This is a genomic window from Methylobacterium brachythecii (assembly GCF_014196345.1).
In the GTDB taxonomy this organism is placed as follows: domain Bacteria; phylum Pseudomonadota; class Alphaproteobacteria; order Rhizobiales; family Beijerinckiaceae; genus Methylobacterium; species Methylobacterium brachythecii.
Genome location: NZ_JACIDN010000001.1, coordinates 195236 through 211691, shown reverse-complemented (window position 1 = coordinate 211691; position 16456 = coordinate 195236). Strand labels below are relative to the sequence as shown.

At 67.9% G+C, this 16456-nt stretch carries 17 protein-coding genes and 1 tRNA gene; 8 read left to right on the top strand and 10 right to left on the bottom strand.

Annotated elements, in window-relative coordinates; all coding sequences use genetic code 11:
• Window positions 1-25: 25 nt before the first annotated feature.
• The 6 genes from GGR33_RS01000 to GGR33_RS00975 all read right to left on the bottom strand — a co-directional run bounded on the left by GGR33_RS01000 (window position 26) and on the right by GGR33_RS00975 (window position 2356).
• Window positions 26-235, bottom strand: a complete 210-nt coding sequence (locus tag GGR33_RS01000) for a hypothetical protein (RefSeq protein ID WP_183501517.1) — start codon at window positions 233-235, stop codon at window positions 26-28.
• A gap of 190 nt (window positions 236-425) precedes the next feature.
• Window positions 426-502 (bottom strand) — tRNA-His (locus GGR33_RS00995).
• A 115-nt stretch (window positions 503-617) separates the two neighbouring features.
• Window positions 618-977, bottom strand: coding sequence for a hypothetical protein (locus tag GGR33_RS00990; protein ID WP_183501516.1), 360 nt, complete (start codon window positions 975-977; stop codon window positions 618-620).
• Window positions 978-1050: 73 nt separating this feature from the next.
• Window positions 1051-1503 (bottom strand): YeeE/YedE family protein, encoded by a 453-nt coding sequence (locus GGR33_RS00985; protein ID WP_183501515.1) that lies wholly within the window; start codon window positions 1501-1503, stop codon window positions 1051-1053.
• Between the two features lie 2 nt (window positions 1504-1505).
• Window positions 1506-1922 (bottom strand): YeeE/YedE family protein, encoded by a 417-nt coding sequence (locus tag GGR33_RS00980; RefSeq protein ID WP_183501514.1) that lies wholly within the window; start codon window positions 1920-1922, stop codon window positions 1506-1508.
• Window positions 1919-2356, bottom strand: coding sequence for a protein tyrosine phosphatase family protein (locus tag GGR33_RS00975; RefSeq protein ID WP_183501513.1), 438 nt, complete (start codon window positions 2354-2356; stop codon window positions 1919-1921). Before GGR33_RS00975 ends, GGR33_RS00980 begins: the two co-directional genes overlap by 4 nt.
• 290 nt (window positions 2357-2646) lie before the next feature.
• On the opposite strand from GGR33_RS00975, the gene GGR33_RS00970 reads away from it, so the two are divergent.
• From GGR33_RS00970 to GGR33_RS00955, 4 genes are all read left to right on the top strand, one after another.
• Window positions 2647-2853: a hypothetical protein gene (locus GGR33_RS00970; RefSeq protein ID WP_183502109.1), complete on the top strand. Its 207-nt coding sequence runs from the start codon at window positions 2647-2649 to the stop codon at window positions 2851-2853.
• A gap of 90 nt (window positions 2854-2943) precedes the next feature.
• Window positions 2944-3810, top strand: coding sequence for a serine O-acetyltransferase (cysE, locus tag GGR33_RS00965; protein WP_183501512.1), 867 nt, complete (start codon window positions 2944-2946; stop codon window positions 3808-3810).
• A 379-nt stretch (window positions 3811-4189) separates the two neighbouring features.
• A complete protein-coding gene (locus tag GGR33_RS26180; protein ID WP_183501511.1) occupies window positions 4190-5581 on the top strand; it encodes a family 2B encapsulin nanocompartment shell protein in 1392 nt (463 codons plus the stop codon).
• Entirely contained in the window at window positions 5568-7562 is a 1995-nt protein-coding gene (locus GGR33_RS00955) for a family 2A encapsulin nanocompartment cargo protein cysteine desulfurase (protein WP_183501510.1), read from the top strand. The genes GGR33_RS26180 and GGR33_RS00955 overlap by 14 nt, the downstream gene beginning before the upstream one ends.
• A 107-nt stretch (window positions 7563-7669) precedes the next feature.
• Here GGR33_RS00955 and GGR33_RS00950 read toward each other — a convergent pair whose 3' ends face one another.
• From GGR33_RS00950 to GGR33_RS00940, 3 genes are all read right to left on the bottom strand, one after another.
• Entirely contained in the window at window positions 7670-9439 is a 1770-nt protein-coding gene (locus GGR33_RS00950) for an ATP-binding protein (RefSeq protein WP_183501509.1), read from the bottom strand.
• A 136-nt stretch (window positions 9440-9575) separates the two neighbouring features.
• Window positions 9576-10580, bottom strand: a complete 1005-nt coding sequence (locus tag GGR33_RS00945) for an alpha/beta hydrolase (protein WP_183501508.1) — start codon at window positions 10578-10580, stop codon at window positions 9576-9578.
• A gap of 12 nt (window positions 10581-10592) precedes the next feature.
• Complete coding sequence (locus GGR33_RS00940) at window positions 10593-11006, bottom strand: DUF4174 domain-containing protein (RefSeq protein ID WP_183501507.1); 414 nt, start codon at window positions 11004-11006, stop codon at window positions 10593-10595.
• Window positions 11007-11320: 314 nt separating this feature from the next.
• Here GGR33_RS00940 and GGR33_RS00935 point away from each other — a divergent pair, with 314 nt between their 5' ends.
• Window positions 11321-11545: a hypothetical protein gene (locus tag GGR33_RS00935; protein WP_183501506.1), complete on the top strand. Its 225-nt coding sequence runs from the start codon at window positions 11321-11323 to the stop codon at window positions 11543-11545.
• Window positions 11546-11607: 62 nt separating this feature from the next.
• Here the strand turns inward: GGR33_RS00935 and GGR33_RS00930 are convergent, their stop codons facing one another.
• Window positions 11608-13479 (bottom strand): ABC-F family ATP-binding cassette domain-containing protein, encoded by a 1872-nt coding sequence (locus GGR33_RS00930; protein ID WP_183501505.1) that lies wholly within the window; start codon window positions 13477-13479, stop codon window positions 11608-11610.
• A gap of 208 nt (window positions 13480-13687) precedes the next feature.
• On the opposite strand from GGR33_RS00930, the gene GGR33_RS00925 reads away from it, so the two are divergent.
• The 3 genes from GGR33_RS00925 (at window position 13688) to GGR33_RS00915 (ending at window position 16317) form a co-directional block, all read left to right on the top strand.
• The gene (locus GGR33_RS00925) at window positions 13688-13930 is read left to right on the top strand and encodes a hypothetical protein (RefSeq protein ID WP_210301847.1); all 243 of its coding nucleotides are present in this window, start codon (window positions 13688-13690) and stop codon (window positions 13928-13930) included.
• Window positions 13931-14085: 155 nt separating this feature from the next.
• Complete coding sequence (locus tag GGR33_RS00920) at window positions 14086-15141, top strand: NAD(P)-dependent alcohol dehydrogenase (protein ID WP_183501504.1); 1056 nt, start codon at window positions 14086-14088, stop codon at window positions 15139-15141.
• Between the two features lie 171 nt (window positions 15142-15312).
• Complete coding sequence (locus tag GGR33_RS00915) at window positions 15313-16317, top strand: LLM class flavin-dependent oxidoreductase (protein WP_183501503.1); 1005 nt, start codon at window positions 15313-15315, stop codon at window positions 16315-16317.
• The last annotated feature ends 139 nt before the right edge of the window (window positions 16318-16456 follow it).

The following is a 16456-nucleotide window of genomic DNA, read 5'->3' as shown; positions in this document are numbered from 1 at the left end:
CCTTGTTGAAGGCCTCGACCGCGCCTCAGCGCCGGTCGCGCGCCGGGTCGACGTGCAGGAAGCTGCGCTCGCCGGTGGCGGCCTCGGCGACGAGTTGGATCGTATCGAGCAATTCGGCCATGGACTTGGTACCGGCCGGCCGAAACCGCGCATCGGTGGTGACGCCGCGCTTGGCCGTGCGGCCTGCAACCACCTGCGCCTCGCTGAGCGCATCGAAATCCCGGTCGCGAGCCATGGCCTTTCCCTTCGATCTGCGGTGGAGGGTCAGGGTGACGGGATTATGGTTAGCGAAGGGTTAACGACGGGGCGCCCGTCCCCAGCGCCTTAACCGATCGCTCATCCCGCTTTCCGACGGCACGGCAAGGTCGAACGAAAAAGGGGCTGGCGCCCGCGCCAACCCCTTAAGAACCATCAGACAAATGAGATGGTACCACCGCCCCGGCTCGAACGGGGGACCTCTTGATCCACAATCAAGCGCTCTAACCAACTGAGCTACGGCGGCACAGGCGGTGCGGTGTATCGAAGGGATCGGCGCTTTTCAAGCGGCTCGACGCACCGGATGCGGGGTATGGTGAGTGGGTCGGCGCAGCCGACATGGCGGCTCTCGCCGGCTCCTCTCAGGCACGAAGGGTCTGGCGGGTCCAGCGGCTATGGAGTTCGGCGAGAACCCAGGCCGCGACGACACCGATACCGGCAGCGGCAGCCTTCACCAGGAAGTCCGGCACGCGCCCGTGACGGCTCGCGGTGAAGACCTGCCCGATCTCCAGTCCCGCCGCGACGGCCACGCCCACGGCGAAGGCGAGCAGGCGGTGGCGCGGATAACCGGCGGCGAAGAGGAAGCCGAGGAGAGCGTAGGCCAGCGCGCGCTCCATGTTCGCGTTCTGGACGATGACCGGGCGCATGCCGATCGGCGCGAGCGTCACGACGACGAGCGCGGCGATCATCATCCAGGCCATGAGGCGAACGAGTTTGACCATGATCTTCGGTCGCTCAGAGCTCGGTCTCGATCAAGTGCGGTGCAGCACGAACCCCATTGGGTGGGACAAACTATTAAGAATCCCGTGCCGGAATCCCGGCTTCTGCCCCGCGCAGGGTGAAAACCCGATGCGCCGTCATGCCGACGAGCATCGCCGCCACGAAGACCGCGACCGGCAGCACGCCGGTGGAGAGCGCGGCGACTGCCGGCCCCGGGCAGAAGCCGGAGAGGCCCCATCCGATCCCGAACAGGGCCGAGCCTCCGATCAGTTTTCCGTCGACCCGGCGGTTCGTGGGGATCTGGAAGCTTTCGGCCAGGGCCGGCTTCGAGAGGCGGCGCACGAGCTGGTAGCCGAGGCTCGAGACGGTGACGGCGCCGCCGAGCACGAAGACCAGGCTCGGATCCCAGGCGCCGAAGACGTCGAGGAAGCCGCGCACGCGGGCAGGGTCGAGCATGCCGGAGAGGGCGAGGCCGAGGCCGAAGAGCAGGCCGAGCCCGAGGGCGGCGAGAATGCGGACCGGCGCCATGCTCACCGCGCTCCCAGCCCGACGAGGGCGACGGTCAGAATCCCGGCAGCCACGAACGTAAGCACCGCGACGATCGAGCGGGGAGAGAGCCGCGCCAGCCCGGCAACGCCGTGCCCGCTGGTGCAGCCCGAGCCGAGCCGCGTCCCGAACCCAACCAGCAGTCCCGCCACGACGAGCACCGGCAGCGAGGCGGCGATCCGCATCGCAGGCCACGCGCCGGAGAGACCCGCGACGACCGGCGGCCCCAGGACCAGCCCAGCGACGAAGGCGGCGTCGACCCAGCGGCGCTCGCCCCGGTCCGTGCCGAGCCCGGCAACGAGCCCGCTCACCCCAGCGATACGGCCGTGCAGGATCAGCATCAGCGCCACCGACAGACCGATCAGCGCGCCGCCGGCGAGCGAGGCGAGGTAGGGGCTCATGCCGGCTCGCCGGCGTGGGCGTCGAGCCAGCGTGCGGCGCCGGATAGGTCGATCCCGAGCCGCGCACCGTAATCGAGAACCTCCTCGCGGCCGAGATTGCCGGCGAGCACCTCGCCGATCGCCCAGAGCGTCAGCGAGCGCGTGCCGCTGCGGCAATGCGCGACCACCGGGCCCGGTGCGGCGAGCACCGCCTCGCGGAACCCGTCGACGTCTGCGCGGCTCAGGCTCGGCCCGGTGACGGGGATGTGGAGATAGGCGAGGCCTGCCGCTTTGGCGGCCGCGGCTTCCGCCTGCGTGCCGGGCTGCCCGGCCTCCTCGCCGTCGGGGCGGTTGTTGATGAGAAGCGCAACGCCGTTCGCGCCGAGCGCGGCGATCTCCGCCTCGCTCGGCTGGTGCGCGACCGAGAGCTTCTCGTCGACGGGGGTGATTTTCATGCGCGGGCTCCTGCCGGCAGTGAACGCAGCGGCTCTCGTCGCGTATCGCGGGAGGCTGCCTGAAACAAGGCTTGCAAATCCGATGATAATCTCCAAATATCTAGTCGAAACAATGATTTAGCAGAAAAATCATGCTGCTTGACCGAGCTTCTACGACGCAAAGTTTCTCTGAATCGGACGCGTCGGAGGACATGTCCTCTCCACCGCCCGCAGAGCGATTCCGAACGGCATCGGGGCAGGCCGGAGATCTGAACCGGCAGCCTTGCGAGGTGGTCGAGAAGCGCGAGGCCATGGAGCCGGGCGACGAGGTCGTGTTCGCACGGCTGGACGTCGCCGAGGCTCTCGGCATCTGGCGCCATGCCACTGGCCGCGTGATCGAAACGCATGACGAGGGGCAGCCCTCTCCCGAGGGCACGGTGAGCGTCGACGTACAGTTCGAGGGTCACGAGACCTTGTACCGCTATCTGCCCGATCTCTTCGAGAAGCGGATGAACTGAGGTGGCAGGCGCTTCCACTTTGTCGAGAACAGCGAGCACTCCCTCGGCTCGAACCCGGAGCGATGTGACGGCTCGGTCGAGGATCGTCGCATGAGTCTCGGTGTCGTTCTCGAGGCACGCTCGTCGCTGCCCCAGGTGCCACTGCGGACGACGAGCCGGTCTTCGAGCGTCGACGCGGTCTGGGACCAGTTGCGCTCGGAAGCCGAAGCGGCCCTCATCGAGGAGCCGCTCTATGCCGGCATCATTCAGGCGACGGTGCTCGACCAGCGCAGCATCGCCCAGGCCTTCGCCTACCGGCTCGCGCATCGCCTCGGCGACGGCGACCTGTCGCGGCTCGCCATGCGCGACCTCTGCCTATCGGCCTTCGAAGCCGATCCCCATGCCAGCACGCACGCAGTGCGCGACCTCGTCGCCATACGAGAGCGCGACCCGACCTGCCGGCGCTATCTCGACCCGTTCCTGTTCTACAAGGGGCTCGCCGCCCTCGAAGGCTACCGCGTGGCGCACTGGCTCTGGCACCAGGGCCGGGCGACGCTGGCGCTGCACGTGCAGAGCCGGATCTCCGAAGTCTTCGGCGCGGACATCCATCCGGCAGCGCGCATCGGGTCCGGCGTCTTCATCGATCACGCCACCGGCGTGGTGATCGGCGAGACCACGGTGATCGCCGACGACGTGTCGATCCTTCAATCCGTGACGCTCGGCGGCAACGGCAAGGAGAGCGGCGATCGCCATCCGAAGATCGCACGCGGCGTGCTGCTCAGCGTCGGCGCCAAGGTTCTCGGCAACATCCGGGTCGGGGAGGGCGCCAAGGTCGCGGCGGCAGCCGTCGTGCTCAGCGACGTGCCGCCCCATACGACCGTCGCGGGCGTTCCGGCCAGGGTGGTGTCCAAGCTTCCCGTCGGCGAGTCCCCGGCGCTCAGCATGGATCAATCGTTCGGCTACGGCGATGGCATCTAACCATACGAAGAAAAAGGTTCTCCGACACAATCCGTTCAAAAGTTCTTCTCAAATGTTCGTTCTGTGGAACTAAATTCCATATTTTCATCGGATAACGGAATCATTTTCCCGATAATACATAATCACTGAATAAATATCCTGAAAATACCGCATAATTTAGATGATCGTTTCATTGACCCGAATCGTCGCACAAGACTAGACCACTGCTGCGCCGCGGCGTTAGCAAGGTTTCGCCAGCGGAAGCACAATATTTCGATGCTTGGATCAAGCGCATGCGAGTTCTTGCATGTGCCTGGCCCGGTCGCGTTCGTTTCGCGCCGGAGCCCGTCTTCGCGTCCCAAACATCCTCGATATTCTTCCTGCACGGAGACGACACATCATGAGCGGACCGGGACTGAGCGTGAGCGCATCGGCAGCACGTAATCTATCGACGGCCACCGTCACCTCCGTCCAGAATCTGGCGAACACACCGCGCTGGCTGCTGCGCCTGCTCCCGTTCGTGAATGTCGGCGGTGGCGTCTACCGCGTGAACCGCCGCGCCGTCGTGCTGGCCAAGCCCGGCCGCATCGATCTCGCTGCCGAGGGCAAGAAGCGCGCGATCAGCCCGGCCTCGCTGCGCGCCGTGCCGGTCTTCAGCCGTCTCGGCGATGCCGAGCTCGCCGCACTCGCGGACCATTTCACCGAGAGCAAGCACAAGGCCGGCGAGACCATCTCGGACGAGGGCGCAAAGGACCGCAGCCTGACCGTCGTCGCCGACGGCACCGTCGAGCTCTCCCTGTCCGGCCCCTACAAGAACCGCCTGCGCTCGGGTCTCGCCACCCGCGGCGACTTCTTCGGTGACGACGCGCTGACCGGCGAGGGCCAGCCTGCCCCGGCCGTGAAGGCGCTCTCGGCCGTCACGTTGCTCACCCTCGACCGCAAGGCGCTCGACGACGACGCGATCAAGAACCGCATCTCGCAATATGTCGAGGAGCGCGACCGGCTGAAGGGCCACGTCAACAGCCAGGGCGAGCAGGGCATCGAGCTCCTGGCCGTCCATACCGGCGAGCCGCGCCTGCCGACGACCTACGTCGATTACGAAGTCGACCCGCGCGAGTACCACCTCTCGACGATCCAGACGATCCTCAACACCCATACCCGCGTCACCGACCTCTACTCGAACGAGATCGACCAGCTCCGCGAGCAGATCCGCCTCACGGTCGACGCCGTGAAGGAGCGCGAGGAGTGGGAGCTGCTCAACAATTCGGAATTCGGCCTGCTCAATGAAGTCGGCGGCCGCCAGCGCATCCCGACCCGCTCGGGGCCGCCGACCCCGGACGATCTGGACGAGCTGCTGACGCTGGTCTGGAAGAAGCCCGCCTTCTTCGTCGCGCATCCGCGCGCCATCGCCGCGTTCGGCCGCGAGGCCACCCGCCGCGGCGTGCCGCCGGTCGTGGTGCACCTGTTCGGCGCGCCGTTCATCACCTGGCGCGGCGTCCCGCTGGTGCCCAGCGACAAGCTGCCGATCGACACCGATCCGGCCACCGGCGCCCAGACCACCTCGATCCTGCTGCTTCGCGTCGGCGAGGGCGAGCAGGGCGTGGTCGGCCTGCAGAAGTCCGGCGTCACCGGCGAGATCGAGCCGGGCCTGTCGGTGCGCTACATGGGCACCAACGACCACTCCATCGCCTCGCACCTCGTGACGCGCTACTTCTCGGCCGCCGTGCTGGTCGAGGACGCTATCGCCCGTCTCGATAACGTGCTGCTGGGCAACTACCATGACTACGCCTGAGGTCGGCTTCGCCGTTCCCACGGGCGCGCCGCGTGATCTCGCCCACGCCGATCTCGTCGGGCGCCTCGCCCGCGAGATCTACGGCCAGGGCAACGCGGCCTCTGCGCCCTTCGCCCCGTCGCTGCCGGCCTCGCCGCAACTGCCGCAGGGTGCCGAGTCGCTGACTCAAGCCTCGGGACACCCTGCGGTGCCGGGCGGCCCGGTCGGTACGCCTTCCGCGCCCTCGGGCGCCATGCCGTCGGGCTACCAGCCCGACGCGTCCGTCCTCGCCGCGCGCAACGTCGTTGGTCCTGCCGTCGGGCTGCCGGGCCTGACCGGTCCGGCGCCTGCCAATCCGGTGGGCGGCACCCCAGCACCGGTGAGCGCGGGCTTCCTCGACACCACGACGATCCCGTCGGTGCATCCTCTGCTCGATCCCCTGGCTCCCGCGCGGCTGCCGGAATTCTTCGTGCCGAGCCTGCCGGACGTCGTCGCCTTCCTTCCGGGCGGTCCGGACCTCCGCCGGCAGATCGCGGCAGACCATCCGCGTGCCGCCGGCTTCGCCGGCGCGATCGCGCCCGGTGTCGTGCCGGCAGGTCCGTCCGGGAGCAGCGATGCCGTGCGCACAGTGGAGCATGACGACGACGAGCCGTTCTCCTCGGGCGACTACTACTTCCTGACGGGCCCCACCCGCACGTCGAAGCCGCACGCTTCGCCTCGCGTCGAGCCGTCCCGCAACTGTGGCCCGGCGCCGCGCGTGACCTCGCAGGGATCGAGCCCGGTGGGCGCGCCCTTCGACGTGGAGCATGTCCGCAAGGACTTCCCGGCGCTGCACCAGAGCATCAACGGGCATCGCCTCGTCTGGCTCGACAACGCGGCCACCACCCACAAGCCGCAATCGGTCATCGACGCGACGAGCGAGTTCTACGGCCGCCACAACTCGAACATTCACCGGGCCGCACACACCCTCGCGGCGCGCTCCACGGATCTGTTCGAGGGTGGCCGCGAGAAGGTGCGCCGCTTCCTCAACGCCCCGTCGAAGGACGACATCGTCTTCCTGCGCGGCACGACCGAGGCGATCAACCTCGTCGCAGCCTCCTATGGCCGCGCCAATATCGGCCCGGGCGATGAGATCATCGTCTCGACGATCGAGCACCACGCCAACATCGTGCCCTGGCAGCTCCTCACACAGGCCACCGGGGCGGCGCTGCGGGTGATCCCGGTCAACGATCGCGGCGAGATCATCTTCGAGCAGTTCGCGGCCCTGCTGTCGGGCCGCACCAAGATCGTCTCGATCACCCACGTCGCCAACGCGCTCGGCACGGTGAACCCGGTCCGCGAGATCATCGCGCTGTCCCACGCCTATGGCGTGCCGGTGCTGGTCGATGCGGCCCAGTCGACCCCACACATCCCGATCGACGTGCAGTCGCTCGATGCGGACTTCGTGGTCTTCTCCGGCCACAAGGTGTTCGGGCCGACGGGTATCGGCGCGCTCTACGGCAAGAAGCACCTGCTAGAGGCGATGCCTCCGTGGCAGGGCGGCGGCCACATGATCGAGGACGTCACCTTCGCGAAGACCGTCTACAAGGGCGCGCCCGAAAAGTTCGAGGCGGGCACGCCGGACATCGCCGGCGCTGTCGGCCTCGGCGCGGCGCTCGACTATCTGGAGAGCGTCGGCCTGCCGGCCATAGCGGCCTACGAGCACGACCTGCTCGAATACGCGCAAGCCGGCCTCGCCGACATCAAGGGCCTTCGCCTCATCGGCACGGCCCGCGAGAAGGCGAGCGTGATGTCCTTCGTGATCGAGGGGCAGGACAACGCGGCGGTGGCCCAGCATCTCGACCGCCACGGCGTCGCGGTGCGCTCCGGCCACCACTGCGCCCTGCCGGCGCTTCGCCGCTTCGGCGTCGACCAGTCGATCCGCGCCTCGCTGGCCTTCTACAACAACCGCGAGGACGTCGACATCTTCCTCAAGGCGCTGCAGCGGCTGCCGCGACACTGACGGCCGGCATCACCGAAATGCAGAAGCGGGCGGGGCGATGGCCTCGCCCGTTTTCACGAATGGCACCCGGTCACGCATGAGCAGCGGATCAGCCGATCTCGGCAGGTTCAGGTGGAAGCCGCCGGCAGCCTGATCTCTGCGGTCGTCCCGCTGCCGGGCTGGCTTTCCAGCCGCAAGCTGCCCCCCGAATGGATTGCGAAGCGCTCGACCATCGAGAGGCCAAGGCCGGAGCCCTTGCCGGATTCCTTGGTGGTGAAGAAGGGCTCGGTGGCGCGCTTCAGCATCTCCGCATCCATCCCGTGCCCGGTATCCTTCACCGAGAGCACGACCATGCGTCCCTCCTCCCGCACGGAAACGTGGACGCGTCCGCCCGCCGGCATGGCGTCGCGTGCATTCACGACGAGGTTGAGCAGGGCCGTCTCCAATTCGTTCGGATCGACCCGGACCGGATGCAGGCCCCGAGGAGTATCCAGCGTGATCCTCACCTTGGAGCCGGCCGCCTGGCCGAGAAGGTCGAGCACTCCGACCACCAGATCCGAGGCCTGGACGACCACCGGGTCCTCGTCCTCCTGGCGATGGGCGAAGGCGAGCAGCCGCCGGGTGAGCGCCACGCCGCGCTCGGCGCCCTGCGCCGCGCCCCTCACGTAGCCGTCCACGCGATCGAGATCGTCCGGCTTGCGGTCGGTCAGGCGTTTGGCGGCGAGTTCGAGGTTCACCAGGACGATGTTGAGCATGTTGTTGAAGTCGTGCGCGATGCCGCCGGTGAGCTGGCCGAGCGCTTCCATCTTCTGCGCCTGACGCAGAGCCGACTCCGCCTCGAGGCGCTGGTGTTCCTCGGCGAGAAGCAGCGCCTGCATCGCCGCCTCGTCCCGCGATTTCACGAGCGCCATGCGGGCCACCGAGAAGAGCAGCAGCGTGGCGATGGCCGCGATCGCGAGATTGATCAGGGCTTGGTTGCGCCATGGCGCCAGCACGTTGTCGACGGCGAAGCCCACCTCGACATAGATCGGGTAACCCTCGACCTTGCGGAAGCCCGAGATCCGCCGCGCTCCATCGACGGGCGAGACGTAGTCGATCGTGCCGTCGGTGAGTTGCCGGATGCCGACTTCGCTGGCCGCGGCGGTCGTGATCGGGCCGAGCGTCCCGGTCTGCTCCGGGTCGATCGAAGGACGGCCGGGGACGGCCGGGATCTGGGCCAGCACACGGGTATCGGAGCGGATCAGGGCGACCCGATCGCTCTTGGTGAGGGCGAGGGTGCGGTAGAATTCCTCGAAGTATTGCTGCGAGATCGAGATCACGAGCGTGCCGTGCGCCGCGCCGGGGATGTCGTGACGGCCGCGCGAGGCGAGAAGAACGGTCTTGCCGGAGATTCGGCTCTTCACCGGGAGGCCGATCACCATGCCTTCACGACCCTGGATCGACCCCGGTCGGTCGCGGCCAGCCGGTGTCGCGTTCTGAATGTAGTCGCGATCCCCAACATAGGTCTTGGGAACGGGGAAGTAGCGGCTATGCGCGATCGCAGCGCCATCCTCGTCCACAACGGCGATGCTGTCGACGGAGCGCATGTCCCGGTCGATGTCGGAGAGATACTCGTGCAGCAGATTCTCCTGGAACTGCCCCTCCGTGTGCAGCAGATGCTCCTCGATCCGGCTGAAGGCGGCGTTGTAGCCGTCGAAGGTCGCCGCCGCCTGCTGCGCCAGGAGCTCCGCCATACGGGTGGTACGGTTCGTCGCATTGTCGAGTAACAGGGCGCGGCCCTGCAGCGTCACGAAGGCGAAGACGGCCGTCGGAACGACAAGCGACAGGACAAGCAGAAGTCTCAGGAGGCCCGAGGCACTCCTGGCGTGTCGAAACGACCCTCCCAGGCCTCCGAGCATCCGATGTCCTGCTCGTTCAAGCTGATTCGCGGCCGATCATCCTGAGAAGATCGAGGATCAGCAAGTCGTTACGTCAGGAAATCGAACAAGCGGTGCAAGAATACAGCGGCGCACAGGTTGCAGAGAATTTCCGAGGTCAACGAGACCGCCTCAGAAAATCATCGTAGAGTTGGGAAACAGCATTGCTATCCTCGAAATGCGGGAAGGCGCCGGTCGGAAGTCGGTCCACCGTCCAGTTGTGCCGGGCGACGGCCTCGCCCACCCGGTCGTAGTCGGTGAAGTCGCCGCGCGACCCGCGCAGCATCCAGACCGGCAGGCGCAAGGCCGCGTAGAGCCGGCTGACGTCGGTCGGGAACAGGTAGCCCGAGAGGAAGGAGAACGGCGCGTATTCGGCGCCGGGCTGGCGCACGGAGAGCTGATCGTATTCCAGCAGGCCTTCGTCGATATCCTTGGAGCCCCAGGTCCGCTCCAGGAAGTAGCGCATGCTCGGCCGGCTCACGAGGGCGTCGAAGAGCGGCCGCCCCCAAAGCGGGAAGCCGACGATCTCGCGCGTCAGCGGATGCCGGCGGTCGCCGCCCACCGGCCCGTCGCCTGAAAGGCGCGCATCGAACCCCACCGGGCTGATCAGGCCGAGGCTGGCATAATCGGCCGGCCGCTCCAGCGCGGCGCGGGCGAGATAGGCGGAAGGAAGCGACAGCGCGAGGGCGTCGATCGCCGGGCCGCCGTGCCGGCCCCGGATTTCCGCAGTGATCGCGTGGATCGCGTCGGTCATCAGCCGCGGCGTGTAGGTCCGGTCCGAGCGTTCGGAGAAGCCGAAACCCGGCAGGTCGAGGGCATAGACCGGACGGCTGCGCCGGTATTGCTCGTAGAGCGGCCGGACCTCGTAGGCATTGGCTGCCGCGTTGACCGAGTGGATCAAGAGCAGCGGCACGCCGGCCCGCTCGTCGGAAGCATAGAAACTCACCGCGCCGGCCCGCGTCCGCAGCACGCGGCGGCGGCCGGGCAGAGCGGGAGGCAGCGGCACGGTCCCTCGACCGAGATGGCTCCAGGCGATCCAGGCGCCCGCCGCCGCCAGGGGCAAGAGCGCGAGCGTCTTCGCCGGCGGCCGGCGGGCAGGGTGACGGTTCGGGTGAAAGATCATGCGGCCGGCCTCTCAGCGCCGTTTCATCTCGTCACGCCGCATCGGCATGGCGTCGATGGTGGCGAACAGGTTTTGGGGTGGGATCGGCTCCCCGGACGAGAGCTTCGGACCGCCATCCTTGCCCACGAGCACCGCTCGAAAGGCGCCTTCCGGGAGACCGAGGCGCTGCCGAAGCTCCACGGCGCGAGGCCCATTGCCGATGGCTTCCACCACCACGAGATCCCGCTCCTTCACGCCCCCGCGCGCGGCGGCCAGGGCCTCGCGCTGGGCCTGCAGCCGGGCATCGCCCGCCTCGGGCGCCGCGATCACGAGAACCCGCGATTTCCAGAGATGGACGGCCAGCGGATCGCCACCCGCCGCCATCGCCCCGGCCGCGGTCGTCGCGATCACGGCGGCTCCCACCAGGCTTCCGATCCAACCCGCCATCTCGTCGTCTCCCGCCAGCACCGCGGCTCGACAACGTTCGCGAGCCCGTTCGGATCGCTGCGATCGATCGGCGCGGGGACACTTCCGCGGCCGGACGGGCCATGCGAGTGACGACTGCTTGCGGATGACGAAACGCGACGCAGCAACGGATTAAAACAATTCGCCACACGTGCGGCTTCAACAGGTGAGATCCAGACTATCGGCGTGCAATATCAGCAAAAATTCTTCTTAGTTCGTCGACAAGACTTTGATTTACGTCACACGACACTAGCTTGTCTCGCGCGAGCAATGGCTCGCGTTTGAGGAGGATATGGATGTCCACACGGCTTCTCGGCGGCCTCGCCGCCCTCGTCCTGACCGCCGGTCTCCAGATCGGATCGGCGCAGGCCGCTCCCGTCGCGACGGGAGCCGGTCTGGCAGGACAGGACGACACGACCCTCGTGCACAGCATCCGGCACGGGCATCACCACCACCATCATCACGGCTGGCGCCGGCACCGGCATCATCACCATCATCATCGCCGCCACCGTCACTGGTGAGGCGTAGGCGACGGAAAGGGGCCTTTCGGCCCCTTTTTCGTGGGGTGGAGTCGCCCGGAAGATCAGGCCGAGGCGCCCTCGATCTCGCCACTCAGCTCCAGCCACTCCTCCTCGGCACGCGCCAGCGCGGTGGCTGCGTCAGACCGCATCTTGGCGAGTTCGCCGGCCTTGGCCGCGTCCTTGAGGAAGGCCGTGCCGTCGCCGAGCGCCGCGTCGATCTTGGCGATCGCCGCCGAGAGCTTTTCCATCCGCGCTTCGGTGCCTTCGAGCTTCTTGCGGAGCGGCGCGAGTGCTGCTCGGCGCTCCACCGCCGAGCGGCGAGCCTCGGCCTGCCGCCCACCGCTGCCCTCGGCTGCGCGCTCGTCGTCGCGCTCCGGACCGGACAGCACGAGGCGGCGATAGTCGTCCATATCGCCGTCATAAGCCTTCACCGAGCCGTCGCCGACGATCCAGAGGCGGTCGGCGCAGGCCTCGACCAGGAAGCGGTCGTGGCTCACCAGGATCACCGCGCCCTCGTAGTCGTTGATCGCCTCGACCAGGGCCTGGCGGCTCTCGATGTCGAGATGGTTCGTCGGCTCATCGAGGATGAGCAGGTGCGGCCCCTCGAAGGCCGCGAGCCCCATCAGCAACCGCGCCTTCTCGCCACCTGAGAGCTGGCCGACCGGGGTGTCGGCTTTCGAGGCCGGGAAGCCAAGCCGCGCGGCGGCCGAACGGACCCGCGCCTCGGGCGCGTCCGGCATCAGGTCGCGGACATGGGCGACGGCGCTCTCGGCCGGGCGAAGTTCGTCGAGCTGGTGCTGGGCGAAATAGGCGACCTCCATTTTGGAGGAACGTCGCATCTCGCCCGACAACGGGGGCAGCCGGCCGCCGATCAGCTTGCAGAAGGTCGACTTGCCGTTGCCGTTGGCCCCGAGCAGCGCGACGCGATCATCCGGCGCCAGTGAGAGGTTGAGGCCTTTCAGCACGATGCGCTCGCCGTAGCCGGCCTGCACGCGCTCCATCGAGACGATCGGCGGCGAGAGGGGCCGCTCCGGGCTCGGCAGGTGGATCACCGGCACATCGTCTTCGAGGAGCGCAGCGATCGGCTCCATCTTGGCGAGGCGCTTCATGCGCGACTGTGCCTGCCGGGCCTTGGTCGCCTTGGCCTTGAAGCGGTCGACGAAGCTCTGGAGGTGCGCCCGCTCGACGTCCTGCTTCGCCTTGGCTTTGGCCTGCAGCACCCGCTTCTCGGAGAGCTGCCGGGCGAAGCTGGTATAGCCGCCGCGGTAGATCGTCAGCTTGCCCCGATCGAGATGCAGGATGTGGTCGACACACTCATCCAGCAAGTCGCGGTCGTGGCTGATGATGACCGCCGTGCGCGGGTACTTCTCGAGGTAGTCGTACAGCCAGATCGTGCCCTCGATGTCGAGATAGTTCGTCGGCTCATCGAGCAGCAGCAGGTCGGGCTCTGAGAAGAGCACGGCCGCGAGCGCCACACGCATGCGCCAGCCGCCGGAGAAATCGGCGCAGGGGCGACCCTGCGCCGCCGCGTCGAAGCCGAGCCCGTGCAGGATCGCCGCAGCGCGGGCCGGCGCCGAATGCGCGCCGATGTCGACGAGCCGGGTTTCGATCTCCGCCCGGCGCAGGCCATCAGCGGTCTCGGCCTCGGCCATGAGCCGCGCGCGTTCGGTATCGGCCGCGAGCACGACCTCGTGCAGCGTCTCAGGGCCGGCCGGGGCCTCCTGCGCCACCGCGCCGATCCGCATGCCCTTGGGCATGGACACCGCTTTGCCGTCGACCGGCAACTCGCCGAGGATCGCCCGGAACAGGGTGGTCTTGCCCGCACCGTTGCGGCCGACGAGCCCGACGCGGGCGCCATCGGGGATCGCGAAGGTCGCCGCATCGAGGATCAGGCGCTCGCCGATGCGGTAGGAGAGGTCGTTGACGCGCAGCATGGCGGCGTTCTGATCGGCAGCGGCCTCCGGTGCAAGGCGGGAAGCACGCAGCCTGCGTCATGACGAACCGGCGACCGGAAATTCGGTCGTAGCTCTCCCGACCTTCTAGACAGGCTAAGCCTGGGAACATATCAAGAACATAGAATCAAGCTTCGAGGTCGACATGCAGATCGCAGACCTGTGGACAGAAGGCTCTCGGCCGGCTCGCGTGAGCGGTCGGACGTCGTCGCGAACCCCGACCGATCTCGCCCGCCGCCTCGGCGCGCGCTCCGTGCATTTCGACCTGCTGGAGCAGGATCGCGACAGCTGGGGCTGGGCGTTGCGCAACGCCTATGGCGAGGAGGTCGCGCGCTCACACATCGCCTATCCGAGCCGCGTGCAGGCTTCGGCCGCTGCGGTGGCGTTCTCCCGGCTCGTCGCGGAGGCCGGGCGGCAAGTCGGCGGCCGCTGAGCTGCAGACCGCATCGGTCTGCGGGATTTTCCATCGATCGAGCGATGCAACGTGACCGTGTCTGGCTGCCGTCATGATGGCGCGTGTATAGCGATCCCGAGGGGCTGCGGCAGTGCAGCGATGAGACTGCCGCTCTGCTGGGAGATCGTCCGCGAATGTTCCAATGCATTGGTTACGCCGCGCAGGAGGCGACGACTCCGCTCGCGCCCTTCAGCTTCGAACGGCGCGATCCCGGCCCGAACGACGTCGAGATCGAGATCGTCTATTGCGGCGTTTGCCATTCGGACCTGCATCAGGCCCGCAACGAGTGGCAGAACTCCAACTATCCCTGCGTTCCCGGCCACGAGATCGTCGGCCACGTGAAGCGGGTCGGCGCGAACGTCTCGACCTTCAAGGAGGGCGACCTCGCCGGCGTCGGCTGCATGGTCGATTCCTGCCGCGAATGCGCGGCCTGCAAGGAAGGCCTGGAGCAGTATTGCGAGCCCGGCTTCACCGGCACCTATAACGGCCCGGCACAGAAGACCGGCGAGAACACCTATGGCGGCTATTCGAGCCACATCGTCGTCGACAAGCACTTCGTGCTGCGCATCCCGGAAAACCTCGACCTCGCGGGCGTCGCCCCGCTGCTCTGCGCCGGCATCACCACCTTCTCACCGCTGCACCATTGGAAGGTCGGTCCCGGCCAGAAGGTCGGCATCGTGGGCTTGGGCGGCCTCGGCCATATGGGCGTGAAGATCGCGCACGCGATGGGAGCGCGGGTCGTGCTGTTCACGACCTCTCCGGGCAAGGAAGCCGATGCCCGGCGCCTGGGCGCCGACGAGGTCGTGATCTCGAAGGACCCCGAGGCCATGGCCGCGCAGGCCGAGAGCTTCGACTTCATCCTCGATACGGTCGCGGCCCAGCACGACATCAACGCCTATCTCGGCCTGCTGAAGCGCGACTGCACCCTGGTCCAGGTCGGCGCGCCGGAGAAACCGCTCGACGTGAACGTCTTCAGCGTGATCTGGCGCCGCCGCAACTTCGCCGGCTCCCTCATCGGCGGCATCGCCGAGACGCAGGAGATGCTCGATTTCTGCGGCAAGCACGGTATCACCGCCGATATCGAGATGATCCCGATCGATCAGATCGAGGCGGCCTATACCCGCATGCAGAAGAGCGACGTGAAGTATCGCTTCGTCATCGACATGGCGTCGCTCCCGAAGGCGGCGTAACCCGCTCGTGACATCGACGAGGCCCGCCCGGCTCACCGCGGCGGGCTTCTTCATGCGATCGGCTCTCGTGGTGCGCCGCCCTCGCTTGCGAAGCCGCCGGCGACACACGATGTTGGCGAACGAGGGCGCGTCACGGCCGCATGGTTTGCGGCCCGAAAGCGACTGCGCGTGATGCCTCCGCTCTCCATCCTCGATCTCGCCTTCGTTCCCGAAGGGTCCGGGCCGGCCGACGCCCTGCGCAACAGCCTCGATCTGGCGCGCCATGCCGAGCGGCTCGGCTACCGGCGGTTCTGGCTTGCCGAACACCACAACATGATCGGCATCGCCAGCGCGGCGACCTCGGTGGTGATCGGCCACGTCGCGGCGGGCACCAAGACCATTCGCGTCGGGGCCGGCGGCATCATGCTGCCGAACCATGCGCCGCTCGTCATCGCCGAGCAGTTCGGCACGCTGGAGACGCTGCATCCCGGCCGGATCGATCTCGGCCTCGGCCGCGCGCCGGGAACCGACCGGGCGACGATGCGCGCGCTACGCCGCTCCTTCGAAGGGGCCGACACTTTCCCGCAGGACGTGCTCGAGCTGCAGGCCCTGCTCGGGCCGGCGCGGCCGGACCAAGCCATCCGGGCGGTCCCCGGCACCGGCACCCACGTGCCTCTCTGGATCCTCGGGTCGAGCCTGTACGGCGCTCAGCTCGCGGCCATGCTCGGACTGCCCTACGCCTTCGCCTCGCATTTCGCACCCGACGCCCTGCTGCCGGCCCTGGCGACCTATCGCTCGCAGTTCCAGCCCTCGGCGCAACTGGACAAGCCTCACGCCATGGTCGGCGTGAACGTGATCGCGGCCGAGACGGACGAGGCGGCGCGGCGGCTCTTCACCTCGCCACAGCAGAACTTCACCAACATCATCCGCGGCACGCGCGGCCTGCTGCGCCCGCCGATCGACGACATCGAGGCCTACTGGTCGCCGGCCGAGAAACGGCACGTCTCCCAGATGCTATCACGCTCTCTGGTCGGATCGCCGGAGACGATCCGGTCGGAGCTCGATCGCCTGATCGCGGAGACCGGTGCCGACGAGGTCATGGTTGCCTCCGCGATCCACGACCACGAGGCCCGGCTGCGCTCCTATGAGATCCTGGCCGAGGTTCATCGCAGCGACGCGCTCCGCCACGTGGCCTGACGGCCCGGCACCCGATGCGTGTGGGTCGCGGCTGCGGCAGGGGCGAACGCATGCGCTGACGCCTTGACCGTGAACCGTCGGAGCGCCACGATCGAATCGGCCCTCAGGCCGTCGACGCCCGCACGAGAGGCGTCGTGCC